This window comes from Actinomycetospora sp. TBRC 11914, assembly GCF_012933465.1.
Taxonomy (GTDB): domain Bacteria; phylum Actinomycetota; class Actinomycetes; order Mycobacteriales; family Pseudonocardiaceae; genus Actinomycetospora.
The window spans coordinates 81,497-97,424 of sequence record NZ_JABBND010000009.1 but is presented as its reverse complement, the minus strand read 5'-3'; the positions used below and the strand labels follow the sequence as shown (position 1 = coordinate 97,424).

The 15,928-nt window shown below is 74.7% G+C and carries 17 protein-coding genes; 10 read left to right on the top strand and 7 right to left on the bottom strand.

The features are described from left to right. Positions 1-58: 58 nt before the first annotated feature. A complete protein-coding gene (locus HH311_RS15655) occupies positions 59-355 on the top strand; it encodes a hypothetical protein (RefSeq protein ID WP_169184604.1) in 297 nt (98 codons plus the stop codon). Positions 356-362: 7 nt separating this feature from the next. Here the strand turns inward: HH311_RS15655 and rpmJ are convergent, their stop codons facing one another. The 5 genes from rpmJ to HH311_RS15630 all read right to left on the bottom strand — a co-directional run bounded on the left by rpmJ (position 363) and on the right by HH311_RS15630 (position 3,494). Then, positions 363-485 (bottom strand): 50S ribosomal protein L36, encoded by a 123-nt coding sequence (gene rpmJ / locus HH311_RS15650; RefSeq protein ID WP_169184603.1) that lies wholly within the window; start codon positions 483-485, stop codon positions 363-365. 15 nt (positions 486-500) lie between these two features. Beyond that, on the bottom strand, positions 501-665 hold the full coding sequence (rpmG, locus tag HH311_RS15645) for a 50S ribosomal protein L33 (protein ID WP_169184602.1): 165 nt from the start codon (positions 663-665) through the stop codon (positions 501-503). Between the two features lie 67 nt (positions 666-732). Beyond that, a complete protein-coding gene (locus tag HH311_RS15640) occupies positions 733-1,803 on the bottom strand; it encodes a glycosyltransferase family 4 protein (RefSeq protein WP_169184601.1) in 1,071 nt (356 codons plus the stop codon). Between the two features lie 9 nt (positions 1,804-1,812). Next, a complete protein-coding gene (locus HH311_RS15635; protein WP_169184600.1) occupies positions 1,813-2,640 on the bottom strand; it encodes a 3-methyladenine DNA glycosylase in 828 nt (275 codons plus the stop codon). Positions 2,641-2,657: 17 nt separating this feature from the next. Beyond that, positions 2,658-3,494: a TSUP family transporter gene (locus HH311_RS15630; RefSeq protein WP_169184599.1), complete on the bottom strand. Its 837-nt coding sequence runs from the start codon at positions 3,492-3,494 to the stop codon at positions 2,658-2,660. A 31-nt stretch (positions 3,495-3,525) separates the two neighbouring features. On the opposite strand from HH311_RS15630, the gene HH311_RS15625 reads away from it, so the two are divergent. The 3 genes from HH311_RS15625 to HH311_RS15615 all read left to right on the top strand — a co-directional run bounded on the left by HH311_RS15625 (position 3,526) and on the right by HH311_RS15615 (position 7,812). After that, positions 3,526-4,620: a methionine synthase gene (locus HH311_RS15625; RefSeq protein WP_396027444.1), complete on the top strand. Its 1,095-nt coding sequence runs from the start codon at positions 3,526-3,528 to the stop codon at positions 4,618-4,620. 93 nt (positions 4,621-4,713) lie between these two features. After that, positions 4,714-6,822: an NAD-dependent DNA ligase LigA gene (gene ligA / locus HH311_RS15620; protein WP_211190343.1), complete on the top strand. Its 2,109-nt coding sequence runs from the start codon at positions 4,714-4,716 to the stop codon at positions 6,820-6,822. Positions 6,823-7,002: 180 nt separating this feature from the next. Then, positions 7,003-7,812, top strand: a complete 810-nt coding sequence (locus tag HH311_RS15615) for a 3-keto-5-aminohexanoate cleavage protein (RefSeq protein WP_169184596.1) — start codon at positions 7,003-7,005, stop codon at positions 7,810-7,812. A gap of 19 nt (positions 7,813-7,831) precedes the next feature. On the opposite strand, the gene HH311_RS31845 is transcribed toward HH311_RS15615, so the two are convergent. Continuing rightward, on the bottom strand, positions 7,832-8,509 hold the full coding sequence (locus HH311_RS31845) for an ACT domain-containing protein (protein ID WP_169184595.1): 678 nt from the start codon (positions 8,507-8,509) through the stop codon (positions 7,832-7,834). A 352-nt stretch (positions 8,510-8,861) separates the two neighbouring features. Here HH311_RS31845 and gatC point away from each other — a divergent pair, with 352 nt between their 5' ends. The 6 genes from gatC (at position 8,862) to HH311_RS15580 (ending at position 14,693) form a co-directional block, all read left to right on the top strand. After that, positions 8,862-9,158, top strand: coding sequence for an Asp-tRNA(Asn)/Glu-tRNA(Gln) amidotransferase subunit GatC (gene gatC / locus HH311_RS15605; RefSeq protein WP_169184594.1), 297 nt, complete (start codon positions 8,862-8,864; stop codon positions 9,156-9,158). Then, on the top strand, positions 9,155-10,708 hold the full coding sequence (gatA, locus tag HH311_RS15600) for an Asp-tRNA(Asn)/Glu-tRNA(Gln) amidotransferase subunit GatA (RefSeq protein ID WP_169184593.1): 1,554 nt from the start codon (positions 9,155-9,157) through the stop codon (positions 10,706-10,708). Before gatC ends, gatA begins: the two co-directional genes overlap by 4 nt. Further along, positions 10,705-12,219, top strand: a complete 1,515-nt coding sequence (gene gatB, locus HH311_RS15595; protein ID WP_169184592.1) for an Asp-tRNA(Asn)/Glu-tRNA(Gln) amidotransferase subunit GatB — start codon at positions 10,705-10,707, stop codon at positions 12,217-12,219. The genes gatA and gatB overlap by 4 nt, the downstream gene beginning before the upstream one ends. A gap of 289 nt (positions 12,220-12,508) precedes the next feature. After that, positions 12,509-13,162 carry a hypothetical protein gene (locus tag HH311_RS15590; protein ID WP_169184591.1) on the top strand — a complete coding sequence of 218 codons (654 nt, stop codon included), beginning with the start codon at positions 12,509-12,511 and terminating at the stop codon, positions 13,160-13,162. 343 nt (positions 13,163-13,505) lie between these two features. Then, on the top strand, positions 13,506-14,318 hold the full coding sequence (locus HH311_RS15585) for a hypothetical protein (RefSeq protein WP_169184590.1): 813 nt from the start codon (positions 13,506-13,508) through the stop codon (positions 14,316-14,318). 144 nt (positions 14,319-14,462) lie between these two features. After that, positions 14,463-14,693: a hypothetical protein gene (locus HH311_RS15580; protein WP_169184589.1), complete on the top strand. Its 231-nt coding sequence runs from the start codon at positions 14,463-14,465 to the stop codon at positions 14,691-14,693. Here HH311_RS15580 and HH311_RS15575 read toward each other — a convergent pair. After that, a complete protein-coding gene (locus HH311_RS15575) occupies positions 14,690-15,907 on the bottom strand; it encodes a PQQ-dependent sugar dehydrogenase (RefSeq protein ID WP_312030176.1) in 1,218 nt (405 codons plus the stop codon). The genes HH311_RS15580 and HH311_RS15575 overlap by 4 nt on opposite strands. Positions 15,908-15,928: the final 21 nt, after the last annotated feature.

Below are 15,928 nucleotides of genomic sequence, written 5' to 3'. Positions count from 1 at the left end.
ACCCCGTGCAAGCGAAGCGTCCTTGCTTGCATCCAGTGGCAGGAAAGCCCCGTCGTCGATGAGCCCCGACCCCGACCCTGACTCCGAGCCCGACCTCGTCGCCGGCGAGCCCCGCACCGTGCTGCGCGACGCCTTCGCCAGCATCCGCACCGAGCGGCGGCCCGACGGGACGCTGGACCTCGCCGGCGACATCTCCGCCGAGCTCGCCCAGCCCCTGCTGCGGGCCCTGGACCGGGTGGCCGCGGAGCTCGTCGCCGACGACGAGCGCCGGGGCGGCGAGGTCCGGGCCGGTGGGCGCCTGCAGGCCGACGCGTTCGTCGCCCTGCTGCTGCGCGTCACCGACCCGGGGTCCTGAGCCGGGCTCAGCCCTGGCGGGCCTTGCCCTTCGGGTTCGTCTTGTTGATCACCACGGTGCGCCCGTGGCGACGGACGACGCTCGCGCCCGGCTTCTGCTTGAGCGCCTTGAGCGATGCACGCACCTTCATGGTCGTCTCCTGTCCTCAGCGCTCTTCACGGAAGTCCACGTGCCGGCGCACGCGCGGGTCGAACTTGCGCAGCACCAGCCGGTCGGGGTCGTTGCGACGGTTCTTGCGGGTCACGTAGGTGGTGCCCGTCCCCGCCGTCGAGCGCAGCTTCACGATCGGTCGGACGTCGTTCCTCGCCATCTCTGCCCTCCCCTTGTCGGTTCTGATTGTCATTAACAGCAACCGACCGAGGAGTGTTCCCGGGACGTCAGGCGCCGGTCGCGGCCCGCAGCACGGCGCGGAGGTCGGACGCCATCACCGCGCTGCTGTGCTCGGCGGTGACCCATTCCCGGGCGGCCTCGCCCATGGCGCGGGCGCGCTCGGGGTCGGCGAGCAGCTCGGCGATCCCGTCCGCCATGGCCTCGGGGTCCTCGGGGTCGACGAGCAGGCCGCGCACCCCGTGCTCCACCAGGCCCTCCATCGCCGGGTTGCGGGTGACGACGACGGGCCGTCCGCTCGCCGCCGCCTCGAGGACCACGGTGGAGCCGCTGCCGCGCCGGGTCGGCTGCAGCGCCACGGCGATCACCGACGAGCGCCGGTACATGGCCCGCACCGCGCCCTCCATGCGGCGCCGGTGCAGCACGCCGAGCTCGTCGGGCACGTCGACGTCGCTGCGGGTGGTGCCGAGCTCGAGGCGGGCGGGGACCCCGCGCTTCCGGACGCGGGTGACCGCGTCGACGAGCAGCGGGTGGTCGCGGAACTGGTCGTCGCCGACGCTCGCGACCGTCGGGGTCGCCTCGTCCCACGGCTGCGGCGGGAAGAAGTCCGTGTCGATGCCCAGCCGGATGTGGTGGACCCGGGCGGGGTCGAGGTCCCAGGCCTCGGTGAGGTCGGCGTCGGCGCCGGCCGCCTGCGTGACCACCCCGGAGAGCCGCCGGATCGCGCGCCCGACCGTCGCCCGCTGCACGCGGTCGTAGCGCTCCGGCCGGCCCGCCCAGACGATGTTCGCGACGGTGGGCGGCCCGCCCGGCACGAGCGCGGCCGGGAAGCCGGTGTGCTCGTCCATGCAGAGCACCGCGTCGGCGCGGCGGCGCGCGGGGGAGAGGGCCGACGCCGCGACGGCGACCGGCTCGAAGCCGTCGAGCCGGTTGCGCACCTTGCGCGACACCCACTGCAGGGCCGGGCGGCGCAGCGACGGGCGGAACTGCACGTGCACGTCCGGGTCGTCCTCGAGGTGGTGCAGGCCGTACGGCGTACGGTCCGGCACCTCGTCCCGGGCGTTCGCCGCCTCGTGGGCCGCGACGTCCATGTTCTCCGGCAACTCCACCTGCACCAGCATCGCGGCACCCTAGCGGTCGGCGACGATCTCCAGCAGCCGCGCCCGCAGCACCGCGCCGCGTGCCGCGAAGCCCTGCTGGGCGCGGGTGTACTCGGCCTTCCCCGCCGCCGTCTCGATGCGGACGGGCGGGTGGCCGAGGGCGGTGAGGTCGTAGGGCGAGGCCCGCATGTCGAGGACGCGGACGTCGCGGGCCAGCTCGAAGGTGTCCAGCAGCAGCTCGCCGGGCACGAGCGGGCCGAGCTTCGTCGCCCACTTGTAGAGGTCCATCGTCGCGTGCAGGCACCCCGGCTGCTCGACGGCGACCTGTCCCTCCCGGGTGGGGCGCCCGGCGTTGCGGGGGGCGGCCCCGGCGGTGAAGAAGCGGTAGGCGTCGTGGTGGGTGCAGCGCAGCCGGTGGTCCTCGACGACGGCGTCGGTGCCCTCGGGCCCGAGCCGCAGCGGCACCGGGTGGCGGGTGTCGCGGTCCCGGTAGACCATCGCCCATTCGTGCAGCCCGAAGCAGCCCAGGTGGGCCGGCCGGGACGCCGTGGCCGTGAGCAGGTCCCGGACGAAGGCGACCGTCTCCGGCCGGATCGACGCGGCGTCGACGCGGCTCCCGTCGGGCACGTAGTGCTTCCACCCGGCGCGCTCGCCGGCGCCGGCGAGCACGACGTCGGCCCCCGGGTGCCAGATCCGCAGCCGCCCCGGCCGCGTCGGGTAGTAGGTGAACAGGAAGTCCTCGACGGGGTGGCTCTCGCGACGCTCCCGCCGGGCGCGGTGGCCCGCGGTCAGCGCGTCGGCGCGCTCCGCGTGGGCCCGCGCCCGGGCCCGCCAGGTGGCTTCGTCGAGGTGGGGCATCGTGCTCCCAGGGTGCCCTACCCGGGCGCGCGGGCCGGGGCGCGCCGGTGCCGGACGAGCAGGGCGACCTCCCGCACGGCCATCACCAGCGCGAACGTGCCGAACACGAGCCCGACCACCGCGTTGCCCAGGGCGAGCGCCAGGAACGCACCGCCGACGGCGCCGGGGACGGCGGCGAGCCCGACCAGGGTCGCGATGCGCAGGTCGGCGGTGCCCTGCCGCCGGTGCGCGAGCCCGCCCACCAGGGAGTTCGGCGCGAAGACGAGCAGCGAGGTCCCCGCCGCGGTGTGGAGGTCGACGCCGAAGAGCAGCACCAGCGCGGGCACCGCGAGCAGGCCACCGCCCAGGCCCATCGCCCCGGCCCAGGCGCCGACGACGACGCCGACGACGAGGCCCGCCGGCACCACGAACCACGGGGTCGCGAGCAGCGGCGCGGGGACGACGGCGGCGCCGTCGGCCGGGTCGAGCCCGGCCGCGTCGAGGTAGAGCTTGGCGGCGGTGAGCGCGAGGATCGCGATCAGCAGGACGCGCAGCACCGTGTCCGAGGCGCGCGCCACCAGCCTCGCGCCCCAGACCCCGCCGACCATCCCGCCGACGATCATCCCGGCGCCCGCGGTCAGGTCGATGGTGCCGCCGGCCAGCCAGTACACCAGCGCGCCGGCCACGCACACCGGCGTCGCCGCGAGCGTGGAGGTGCCGTGGACCGCCGGGCGGGACAGCGAGGTGTCGTGGGCGAGCGCGGGGACGGTCAGCACCCCGTTGCCACCGCCCAGCAGCCCCCCGACGACCCCGCTGACGGCGCCGATGCCCACCAGGCGCCCGGTGCGGCCCCGTTGCCCGTCCCCGCCCGTCACGGCCCTCCTCGGTCTCGGGTACACCTGGGGCGTGAGCGATCCCCTGCTCGTCGTGCCCGAGGTGGACCAGGCCGATACCCCGGCCGCGGTGCCGGACGCGCCCCTCGCCCCGGAGGAGCGTGCCACCGGACTGGGCTCGCTGCCGGGGACCGACCAGCGGGAGGCCGCGCGCACCGTCGTCGGCGAGCTGCCCGGCTTCCCGCACGTCCCGGAGCTGCCCGCGCGCGGTGTCGGTGCCGACATGGTCGGGCGGGCGGCCGCGCTGCTGGTCGACCTCGCCGTCGAGGTGTGGCCGTCGGGGTACCGGGTCACCGCCCGGCCCGGGGCGCAGCACCGGCGGGGTGTCGAGCTCCTCGCCCGCGACGTCGACGCGCTCGACGAGGCCCTGGGCGAGGCGGGCGCGACCCCGCGCCGGGTGAAGACCCAGGTCGCCGGCCCGTGGACGCTCGCGGCGGGGGTGGAGCTGCGCAACGGCAACCGGGTGCTGACCGATCCGGGCGCGGTCGCGGAGTTCACCGAGAGCCTCGCCGAGGGGCTGCGCGGCCACGTCGCCGAGCTCGGCCGCCGGACGGGCGCCGAGGTGGTGGTGCAGCTCGACGAGCCGACGCTGCCCGCCGTCCTCGCCGGCTCGCTGCCCACCCCGAGCGGGTACGGCACGGTGCGCGCGGTGCCCGGCGCCGACGCGCGGGCCGGGCTGGGGACGCTGGTGGAGGCGGCCCGGGGGGCGGGCGCGGCCGGCGTCGTCGTCCACTGCTGCCACCCGACGCCGCCGCTGGCGCTGCTCGGGGCGAGCGGCGCGGACGCGGTGGCCGTCGACCTCACCGCCCTGGACCGCTCGGGCCCCGTGCTCGACGCCCTCGGCGAGCTGTGGGACGCGCCCACCGAGCTGTGGCTGGGGGTGGTGCCCTCGACCGACCCGGACGGCCGCCCGGAGCTGGCGGACCTCGCGCGGCCGGCGCTGGAGCTCGCCGACCGCCTCGGGTTCGACCGGGCGCGGCTGGCCGACCGGGCCGTCGTCACGCCCGCCTGCGGGCTGGCGGGGGCGAGCCCGGCGTGGGCCCGGTCCGCGATGGCGCGCAGCGTCGAGCTGGCGCAGGCGTTCGCGGACCCGCCCTCGTCCTGGTGAGGCGCCGCTGAGCAGGCGTGGCTGTCGGACCCCGCGGCTACCCTCGGCGCCGTGACCAGCGAGACCACCGCCTCCTCGACCGGCACGGCCGACCTGCCCGCGCAGGCGCAGGCGCGGCACCAGGAGCTGGCCGAGGTCGTGGGCGACCACCAGTTCCGCTACTACGTGCTCGACGCGCCGATCGTCACCGACGGCGAGTTCGACGAGCTCTTCGGCGAGCTGCTGTCCCTCGAGGAGCAGTACCCGTCGCTCGTGACGCCGGCGAGCCCCACGCAGCGGGTCGGCGGCGGGTTCTCCACCGACTTCGTCGCGGTCGACCACCTCGAGCGGATGCTCTCGCTGGACAACGCCTTCGAGCCCGAGGAACTGCGCGAGTGGGTGCTGCGGGTGCAGCGCGAGCTCGACTTCCCCACCCAGGAGCTGCAGTACCTCTGCGAGCTCAAGATCGACGGCCTCGCGGTCAACCTGCTCTACGAGGACGGCCACCTCACCCGCGCGCTCACCCGTGGCGACGGGCGCACCGGCGAGGACATCACCCTCAACATGCGCACGCTCGCCGACGTGCCCACCGAGCTCACCGGCACCGACGAGTTCGGCGTGCCCGAGCTCATCGAGGTGCGCGGCGAGGTCTTCTTCCGGCTGGCCGATTTCGAGGAGCTCAACGCCGGGCTCGTCGCGGCGGGCAAGCAGCCCTTCGCGAACCCGCGCAACTCCGCGGCCGGCAGCCTGCGCCAGAAGGACCCGCGGGTCACGGCCACCCGCCCGCTGCGCCTGATCTGCCACGGGCTGGGCAAGCGGCGCGGCTTCACCCCGGAACGGCAGTCCCAGGCCTACGACGCGCTCGCCGCCTGGGGCCTGCCGGTGTCCACCCACACCCGGGTGCTGCACGGGGTCGACGCGGTCATCGAGCACACCCGCTACTGGGGCGAGCACCGGCACGACGCCGAGCACGAGATCGACGGCGTGGTGGTCAAGGTCGACGACGTGGCGCTGCAGCGACGGCTGGGCTCCACCGCCCGGGCGCCGCGCTGGGCGATCGCCTACAAGTACCCGCCCGAGCAGGCGACGACGACGCTGCGGAACATCAGCGTCAACGTCGGCCGCACCGGCCGCGTCACCCCGTTCGCGGAGATGGACCCGGTGCTGGTCGCGGGCTCGACGGTGTCGCTGGCCACCCTGCACAACGCCGGCGAGGTCGAGCGCAAGGGCGTCCTCATCGGGGACCGGGTGATCATCCGCAAGGCGGGCGACGTGATCCCCGAGGTGCTGGGCCCCGTCGTCGAGGCCCGGGACGGCACCGAGCACGCCTTCGTCATGCCGACGCACTGCCCCGAGTGCGGCACCGAGCTGCGGCAGATGCGCGAGGGCGACAAGGACCTGCGCTGCCCCAACGCGCGGTCCTGTCCCGCGCAACTGCGGGAGCGGCTCTTCCACGTCGCGGGCCGCGGGGCGTTCGACATCGAGGTCCTCGGCTACGAGGCGGCGACGGCGCTGCTGACCGCGGGTGCGGTGCAGGACGAGGGGGACGTGTTCGCCCTCACCGAGGACGCCCTCGCGGAGGTCCCGCTGTTCCGCACGAAGGCCGGGAACCTCTCGGCCAACGGGCGCAAGCTGCTGGCCAACCTCGAGACCGCCAAGCACCGGCCGCTGTGGAAGGTGCTCGTGGGGCTGTCGATCCGCCACGTCGGCCCGACGGCCGCGCAGGCCCTCGCCCGGCACTTCCGCTCGGTCGAGGCCATCGACGCCGCGAGCGAGGAGGAGCTGGCCGCGGTCGACGGCGTCGGCCCGACCATCGCGGCCGCCGTGCGCGAGTGGTTCTCGGTGGACTGGCACCGCGAGGTGGTCGAGAAGTGGCGCGCCGCCGGGGTGGACCTGGCCGAGGAGGTCGACGAGTCGACCCCGCGCACGCTCGAGGGGCTCTCGGTGGTGGTCACCGGGTCGTTGCCGACCTTCTCCCGCGACGAGGCCAAGGAGGCGATCCTCGCGCGCGGGGGCCGGGCGGCGTCGTCGGTGTCGAAGAAGACGGCATTCGTCGTGGTCGGGGACGAACCGGGCTCGAAGTACGACAAGGCGGTGGCCGCGAAGGTCCCGATCCTCGACGAGGACGGGTTCCGGGTGCTCCTCGAGCAGGGACCGGACGCGGCGCGGGAGAACGCGCAGGTCCCGGCGGGTGCCGAGGCGACGGCCGCCCTCGAGGAGTAGCTCGCCGGGGGCGGTCACTCTGCGGCGTCCGCTCCGGCGGACGGGTGGGATGTGGCCGAAACGCGTGCAGACGCACGTGCAGACGTTGATGTCGCAGCGGAGAAGGTTGAAGCTGGTCCCATATCCTGGTCGCACTGCCGCGCGAGCGGCACCGGGCACGGACGGGGAGGTGACGCGCAGGTGCTCCAGTGCTGCCCCAACGGCGCCCGCCCCGCCGACGTCTACCCCGCGGTCCCGATGACGCCCCGTCACCTCGCCCGGGACGCCCGGGCGGTCGCGGCGCTCGGGGTGACGAGCTTTCACGTGCACCCGCGCGACACCGACGGGCAGGAGAGCCTCGACCCCGGGCCCATCGGCGCCGTGGTGGGGGCGATCCGCCAGGCCGCCCCGTCGATGGAGATCGGCGTGACCACCGCGCGCTGGGTGGAGCCCGACCCGTTCAAGCGCACCGACCTGGTGCAGCAGTGGTCCCGCCTGCCCGACCACGCCCGCCCCGACGTCGCCTCGGTCAACGTCCACGAGCGCGGCTGGGAGATCGTCTGCGAGGCGCTCGACTCCGTCGGGATCGGTATCGAGCTCGGGGTGTGGACCACCGGCGACGCCGTCCAGCTCAAGCAGGCCGGCGTCCCGCGCGGCACGGTCCGGGTGCTCGCCGAGGTCACGGTGACCGACCCCGACACCGCCGTCGCCGAGGCCGTCCGCATCCTCAAGGCGCTCGGGCCGATGTCGGTCCCGATCCTGCTCCACGGCGAGGAGGGCGGCGCCTGGCCGGTGCTGGACTACGCGCGCCGCAACAACCTCGACACCCGCATGGGCTTCGAGGACACGCTCAAGGGTCCCGACGGCACCTGGCTCGCCACCGGCAACGAGGAGCTGGTCCGCTACGCCCTCGGCCAGGCGGTCTCGCCGCGGCTGGCGGAGCGCCGCCGGCCGGGCTGGGGTCCGACCCTGGCCGGCCTGCGCGGCATCCGCCCCGAGCCGCGCCGCTGAGCACGACGGGTCGCGGGGCTCAGCCGGTCATGGTGGCGACGATCCCCGCGAGGTGGGAGATCCGCGCCAGCTCCGACGGGCGGAACCCGGGCCCGCCGGGTCGGCCGAGCACCAGGGCCCGGTCCGGCCGCCCCAGCGGGGCGGCCGCGAGCTCGGTGTCCAGGTCGGTCCAGGCCGAGGGGACCTCGTGGCCGCCGGTCGGGTCGAGCACCGTCGCCTTGGCCAGCGGCAGCCAGGGGAGGGTCTCCGCGTCGGTCTCCGGTGCCGCCGAGCTCGCCGCGACGCGGTGCACGCGGGTCCCACCGTCGCCCCAGACGTCGCCGGTCGAGGCCTCCACCACCATCGCCCACGCGGACCGGAAGATCCGGGGTACGGCGTCGGCGAGCAGCGCGATCCCGCGGTCGGGGTCGGCGGCCACGGCCTCGACGAGCTCCAGCTCGCGGGCGGTGTCGAGCGGGCCGAAGAACGGGCGCACCGACTCGACGGTCACGTCGCGCACCGACTCGGCGGCGGTGATGAGCACGTCCGGCGGCCGGGCCGCCGGGAGGTCGACCACCAGGTCGTCCACGGCCACACCCTGGTGGCGCTCCACGACGTCCACGGACAGGATGTCCGCCCCCTCGCCGCCGAGCGCCGACGCGACCGCGCCGAGGGTGCCCGGTCGGTCGGGCAGCACCACTCGCAGCAGGTAGGTCACGCCGCCTCCGTCCCCGGTGGTCGTCCCGCCACCGCCAGCACCGCCAGCACCGCCACACCGCCGTGCCGGCAGGGTCGGGCGCGCCACGGCGGGCACGCCGACGAGCCCGTCGGCGTCGCGCACTCCGGCGGGCGCGGCGAGTGTGCCAGTCACGCCCGACACGGAGCGAGGACCCGGGGTGGGGGCCCGGCGGGAGGTGGGCAGCGCGGAGCGGTGGTAAACCTGGTCGGGGGAGGCGATCCGGTCCGGGGTGGGCGTGCCGAAACCGCGTCGAGGAGCCCGACGCGTGACGCCTAGGATGGATCGACCCAGGTACGTCACGGGGCCTGACCAGGTCCCCACTCGGAGGATCATGTCCGACATCACGCGCTCCGACGTCGCCCATCTCGCCCGACTGGCCCGGCTGGCCGTCACCGACGACGAGCTCGACGTGTTCTCCGGCCAGCTCGACGCCATCCTCGACACCGTCGGCCGGGTGTCGGAGATCGACGACGACGTCCCGCCCACCAGCCACGTCGCCCCGCTGACGAACGTCCTGCGGGCCGACGAGCCCGAGCCGTCCCTCGACCGGGAGGCCGTCCTCGCGGGCGCCCCCGCCGCCGAGGAGGGCCGCTTCCGCGTCCCGCGCATCCTGGGGGAGGAGCCGTGAGCAGCGCCGACAACGGTCCCGGGGCCGAGGACCTGACGCGCCTCGACGCCGCCGAGCTCGCCCGCCGCGTGCAGGCCCGGGAGGTCTCGTCGGTCGAGGTGACCCGCGCGCACCTGGAGCGCATCGAGGCGGTCGAGCGGACCGGGCTGAACGCGTTCCTGCACGTCGCCGCGGACGCGGCGCTCGCGGCCGCGGCCGCCGTCGACGACGAGATCGCCGCCGGCACCGTCCGCGGCCCGCTCGCCGGCGTGCCGGTGGCGATCAAGGACAACATGATCACCCGCGACATGCCGACCACGTGCGCGTCGCGGATCCTCGACGGCTGGCGGCCGCCCTACGACGCCACCGTCGTGCGCCGGCTGCGCGAGGCGGGCCTGGTCCCGCTGGGCAAGACCAACCTCGACGAGTTCGCGATGGGCGGGTCGAACGAGAACTCCGCCTACGGCGCCGTCCGCAACCCCTGGGACCCCGCGCGGGTGCCCGGCGGGTCCAGCGGCGGGTCGGCCGCGGCGACCGCGGTGGGCGAGACGCCGCTGGCGCTCGGGAGCGACACCGGCGGGTCGATCCGTCAGCCCGGCGCCTTCACCGGCACGGTCGGGGTGAAGCCGACCTACGGCACGGTCTCGCGGTACGGGCTGGTGGCGTTCTCGTCCTCGCTCGACCAGATCGGGCCGTTCGGGCGCACCGTGCTCGACGCCGCGATGCTGCACGAGGTGGTCGGCGGGCACGATCCCTGCGACCAGACCTCGATCGACGCCCCGCTCCCGCCCGTCGTCGAGGCGGCCCTGGCCGGCGCGCGCGGCGACCTCGCGGGCGTGCGCGTGGGCGTGGTGAACGAGCTCTCCGGGGAGGGCTTCCAGACCGGGGTGCTCTCGGCCTTCACCGACGCCGTCCGGGTGCTCACGGAGCTGGGCGCCGAGGTCGTCGAGGTCTCGTGCCCCTCGTTCACCCTCGGCCTGCCGGCGTACTACCTCATCGCGCCGAGCGAGGCGTCGTCGAACCTCGCCCGCTTCGACGCGATGCGCTACGGCCTGCGCGTCGGCGACGACGGGTCGCGCTCCACCGACGAGGTCATGTCGGCCACGCGGGAGGCCGGGTTCGGCGCCGAGGTGAAGCGCCGCATCATGATCGGCACCCACGCGCTCTCGGCCGGGTCGTACGACGCGCTGTACGGCAAGGCGCAGAAGGTGCGCACGCTCGTCGTCCGGGACTTCAGCGCGGCGTTCGAGCGCTGCGACGTGCTCGTGTCCCCGACGGTGCCCACGACCGCCTTCCCGATCGGCGACCGCGTGGACGACCCGGTGTCGATGTACCTCGCCGACCTCTGCACGATCCCGGCGAACCTCGCGGGTATCGCGGGACTGTCCGTGCCGTGCGGCCTGGCCGCCGAGGACGGCATGCCGGTGGGGCTGCAGGTGATGACGCCCGCGCTCGCCGACGACCGCGCCTATCGCGTCGGTGCGGCCTACGAGCTCGCCCGGGACACCGCGTCGGGCGTGCCGTTCGCGTCGACCGTCCCCGATCCCGCCGCCCTGCAGGGAGCGTCATGACCACCGTCGAGGCCGCCCCGTACACCGTCGAGGAGGTCTGCGAGCGCTTCGACCCCGTGATGGGGCTCGAGGTGCACGTCGAGCTCAACACCGCGACGAAGATGTTCTGCGGGTGCCGCAACGAGTTCGGCGCGGAGCCCAACACCAACATCTGCCCGGTGTGCCTCGGCCTGCCCGGCGCGCTGCCGCGGGTCAACGCCCGCGCGGTCGAGAGCGCGGTGACCATCGGCCTCGCGCTGAACTGCTCGGTGCGCGAGCGCAGCGGCTTCGCCCGGAAGAACTACTTCTACCCGGACATGCCGAAGAACTTCCAGATCTCCCAGTACGAGGACCCGATCGTCTTCGACGGGTACCTCGACGTGCCGCTCGACGACGGGTCGACGTGGCGGGTGGAGATCGAGCGCGCGCACATGGAGGAGGACACCGGGAAGTCGCTGCACATGGGCGGCGCCACCGGCCGCATCCACGGCGCCGACTACTCGCTGCTCGACTACAACCGCGCCGGCGTCCCGCTGATCGAGATCGTCACCCGGCCGATCGTCGGCGCCGGCACGCGGGCGCCCGAGGTGGCGCGGGCCTACGTCTCGGCCCTGCGCGACGTCGTCAAGGGCCTCGGAGTGTCCGACGTGCGCATGGACCAGGGGTCGATGCGCTGTGACGCGAACGTCTCGCTGATGCCGAAGGGCTCGTCGACGTTCGGCACCCGCACCGAGACCAAGAACGTCAACTCGCTGCGCTCGGTCGAGCGGGCGGTGCGCTACGAGATGGGCCGCCAGGCGGGCGTGCTGCTCTCCGGCGGCACGGTGCGGCAGGAGACCCGGCACTTCGACGAGCAGTCCGGCACCACCTCGCCGGGCCGCGCGAAGGAGACGCTCGCCGACTACCGCTACTTCCCCGAGCCCGACCTCGTGCCGATCGAGCCGTCGGCGGAGTGGGTCGAGGGGCTGCGGAAGGAGCTGCCCGAGCGGCCGTGGGAGCGCCGGGCGCGCATCCAGTCCGACTGGGGCCTCTCGGACGAGGAGCTGCGGGACCTGGTCAACGCCGACGCGCTCGACCTCGTCGCCGCGACGGTGGACGCGGGGGCGTCCTCGGAGTCGGCCCGGTCGTGGTGGGTGTCCTACCTCGCGCAGCAGGCCAACACCCAGGGCGTCGCGCTCACCGAGCTCGCGATCACCCCGGAGCAGGTCGCGCGGGTCATCGCCCTGGTGTCCGAGGGGACGCTGACCAACAAGCTGGCCCGTCAGGTCGTCGACGGGGTGCTGGCCGGGGAGGGATCGCCGGACGACGTCGTCGCCGGGCGCGGGCTCGCGGTCGTCAGCGACGACTCCGCCCTCACCGCCGCCGTCGACGAGGCCCTCGCCGCGCAGCCGGCCGTCGCGGAGAAGATCCGGGCGGGCAAGACGAAGGCCGCGGGCGCGATCGTCGGCGCGGTGATGAAGGCGACGCGCGGGCAGGCGGACGCGGCCCGCGTCAACGAACTGGTGCTGGAGCGGGTCGGCGCCTCGTCGTAGACCGCCGCCCCCACCGTCCCACTCGCGAGGGGAATTCCCGGCCGCTCCACGCGGCCGGGGTTCCCCTCGCGTCGTTCTCGGCGTGGCCCCCCGTGATCACCGGTCGTGTCGTCCGATCGCGCAGGGTGACCTCCGCTACTCCGGCAGACTCGCCGTGACCGATCCGTAACCCAAATAGGACTCATCCGTTGGGGTGTACGGAGAACAGCTCGTGGCTGGGCTCCGGGCGGAGGCACCTTGATCCGCCGACCGGTCGTATCCGCTAACACCGATAGGAGGAGGCCTTCGCATGGGCGCTCACCACGCTCCCCACTCGTCGTCCCACGCCACCCGCCTCGCCGGCCGGGGGGCCTTCACGGCTGCCGCGGCGCTCGCCCTCGCCGGCGGCACCGCATCCCTGGCGTTCGCGTCGCCGGCGCCGCACGCGCCCTCGACGCAGGACATCAAGGAGCACGTCAGCCAGGGGTCGCACGAGGTCCAGGACGCCGCGAAGTCGTCCCCGTTCTCGAAGGTCTCGCACACCTCGGCGCACGACGTGTCGTCCTCGATGAAGGAGCACGCCTCCGACACGCAGGACAAGGCCTCCCACGCTGCGTCCACGCTGAAGAGCAAGGCGCCGTCGTCGCTGCCCTCGGCCCCGTCGCTGTCCTCGGCCCCGTCGTTCTCCTCGGTGCCGTCGGCGCCGTCGTCGCTGCCGATCTCCGACATGGCGACCGACACCGGCCACGCGCTCTCGAACGCGGGCGTCGACGCCTCGCACGCCCGCACCAACTGGGCCGCCGCGGCGAAGGACGGCCTCACCTCCCACGAGGCGAGCGAGCAGTTCGGGCTCATGAAGAACGACCTGACGCACGCCGTCGACAACGGCAAGGCCGACGTCACGCACTGGGGCTCCGCCCTGGGCGGCAGCGCGCCGCAGTCCAGCCTGCTCTCCTTCTCCTGATCGCTCCCCGATGACCGTCCGGGGCTCCCCACCCCGGACCGCGGCGGTCCCCCCCACGCCGGCCCGTCCGACCGACTCCGACACGGTTGGGCGCCTCCGGCGGGATCCGTCCGCTCCCCCCATCCACGGCCCCGTCCCCGCACCGCTGCCCCGGTGCCGGAGGCGGGGCCGTGGCTGTGTCGGTAGGCGTGCGTAGGACGGAGAGCCGTCTCCTGCTCCTCCCGGGTGGGCGGTACTACGCAGTTCTACGCAGCGGCGTCCCGGCGCGCCGCCGGTGCTCCCACACTGCGAACCGATCGGGGAGTGGAGGGGCGTCCCCGACCGCAGCAGACGGGGGCCGCACGTGAGCAGCTTGATCACCATCCTCATCTCGGCGGGTGTGTCCTTGGTGACGGCGTTGGTCACCTTTCAGACACGCGTCTGGGGCGACACCCTGTTGCTGCGGAAGCAGCACGAGTGGGACCAGCGGAAGAAGCTCACGAAGCTGGTGGGTCGTTACCACGCCCGGTTGCTCGAGGCAGCGGTCGACTGGGACCGGCGCATGAGTCAGGCCTACGCGGGCGAGTACCGCTGGCTCAAGTTCGACGGTGCCGACATCCACCGATCACAGGATCAATACTTCTTCCACTCGATGGTCTTCCGCTTCCTCAACCTGCTCATCGCGGCGCGCTCGTTCGAGCGCGAGGCAGTCTTCATCGACGCCCGGATCAGTGACGAGCAGAAGGAGCTGGACTTCCTCCGCTTCGTCAAGAGCTTCTTCTGGGCCACGACCAACAGCGATCTCACGCCCCGGGACGACATGCCGGGCCGCGACCACTTCGCGAACGACGCCTTCCGGGCCCTGCTCGACCACAGCGCCGACTCCGGCTCCGGGACCGACGACGAGCGCCATCCCTTCACCTGGACCCGCTACTGGGAGCTGGTGCGGGACGCCGTGGTCCCGTTCCCCCGGAGTGATGGCGACGGCGCGGGCGGCGATCCGTCGACGAGCCTCGTCGACCAGAGGCGCAGCATCGGGGTCCTCCTCGACTTCTTCCTGGGCATGGCCCCGCACGAGGCGCGGGAACCCGGCAAGGAGCCGAGGCGACGCTGGGACCGGATGGTGTGCCTGCACCTGCTCACGCTCGGGTTCATCGCGAGCTTCGGCTACGACTAGCAGCGGGAGGCGGCCCGGGCCTCGGTCGCCAAGGCCGTCGGGCAGCTCCAGCCCGACGGCGTCGCCGCGGCGGCCTTCGTCGACAACGGTCGGGGGGCGCTCGGGCTGTCACGACAACGCGAATACGTCGCGATCAGGGACGCGGTGTCGGCGACGTGGCACGCGCAGATCGACACGGCACGGGTGGCGGTCGGCATCCGGACCCGCATCCAGGAGGCCGAGGTCGAGCTGAGCGACCTGCCACCGGACGTCGACCGCGATCTCGACCCACTCGCGCAGCCGATCCGCGAGCGGATCGCCGAGGAGGAGCGTCGGCTGGACGAACTTCTCTACGGAGGGGTGGCAGCGACGGGAAACGTCGTGCGGAGCGCCTAGTCGGGACCCGAGCCGCCGCCCGAGGGCGGGCGGATGCGGATGACCCGGTCGTCCGTGGCGCCCGGGGTGCCGCCCGGGTCCTTGTTCACGGTGCCGAGCCAGAGCATGCCGTCGGACGCGAGGTCGGCCCCGGAGATGCGCCCGTAGGTGTTCGGGAGGACGGTCTCCGGGGTGCCGACGAAGCGTCCCTCGGCCGTCGGCTTCAGCACGAAGACGGCCTTGGTGTCGTTCAGTCCGACGAACAGCGAGCCGCCGCCGGCGGCGCACCCGTCGACGCCGGGACGGTCCGGCCACGTCCACGCCGGCGCGGCGGCCGCGGCGGCGCCGGGCACCGAGCCCGGCCGCACGGCCAGCAGGACGTCGCGGGTGCCCGCGCGGTCGGTCACCCAGGTCGTGGTGGAGGCGGCGTCGGGGCACACGTCGCCGGGGGAGTGCAGCCCGGAGCCGACCACCGGCGACGTCGGGACCGGGTCGCCCGGCGCGGGCCGGCCGAACGGGTCGAGGCGGAGCAGCTTGCCCGCGAGCGAGGTCGGGGCGGCGGCGGAGGCCGGGTCGCCGGCGTCGCCGGTGGCGACGAGCAGCGTCCCCGTCGGCTCCACGCCGATCGCGCCGCGGTTGCCCGAGGCGCCGCGGGGGATGCCGGAGAGGATCGGCTTCGGCACGTCGCCCTGCGCGACGCGCAGCACCGCGTTCCCGGACGCCGTCGTCGCGTACGCGTAGACCAGCTGGTCCTCGGCGTAGGTGGGGGAGAGCGCGAGGCCGGTCAGCCCGCCGTCGCCGGCGGCGTCGACGGGCACCGTCGCGATGACCTGCGGCGCCGTGTCGGGCGCGACGCGCAGGATGCGGCCGGTGGTGCGCTCGGCGACGAGCGCGGCCTGGCCACCGGGCAGCGTCACGACCGCGGCGATCGGCCCGAGGCACGTCGCCACCACCTGCGGGTCGGGGTCGACGCAGGGGCCCGGCGCGGCCGCGGGCCCGTTCGGCGGCTGGCCGGCGGGGGGCGCGGGCTCCGAGGGGGCGGGCGACTGCGGCGACGGGACCTTCTCCGGACCGATCTCCGGGTTGTCGCGCCAGGGCTGCGACGACGCGTCGGGGAAGCGGGCGCAGCCCGCGACGAGCAGGGCGAGGACCACCAGCAGCACAGCGGCGGCGCCGCGCACCGCGCGTGGTCGCCCACGTCGCCTGCCGGGCACGCGGGGCGACGGACCGGACACGGGCGGACAGCCTAGGCGTCG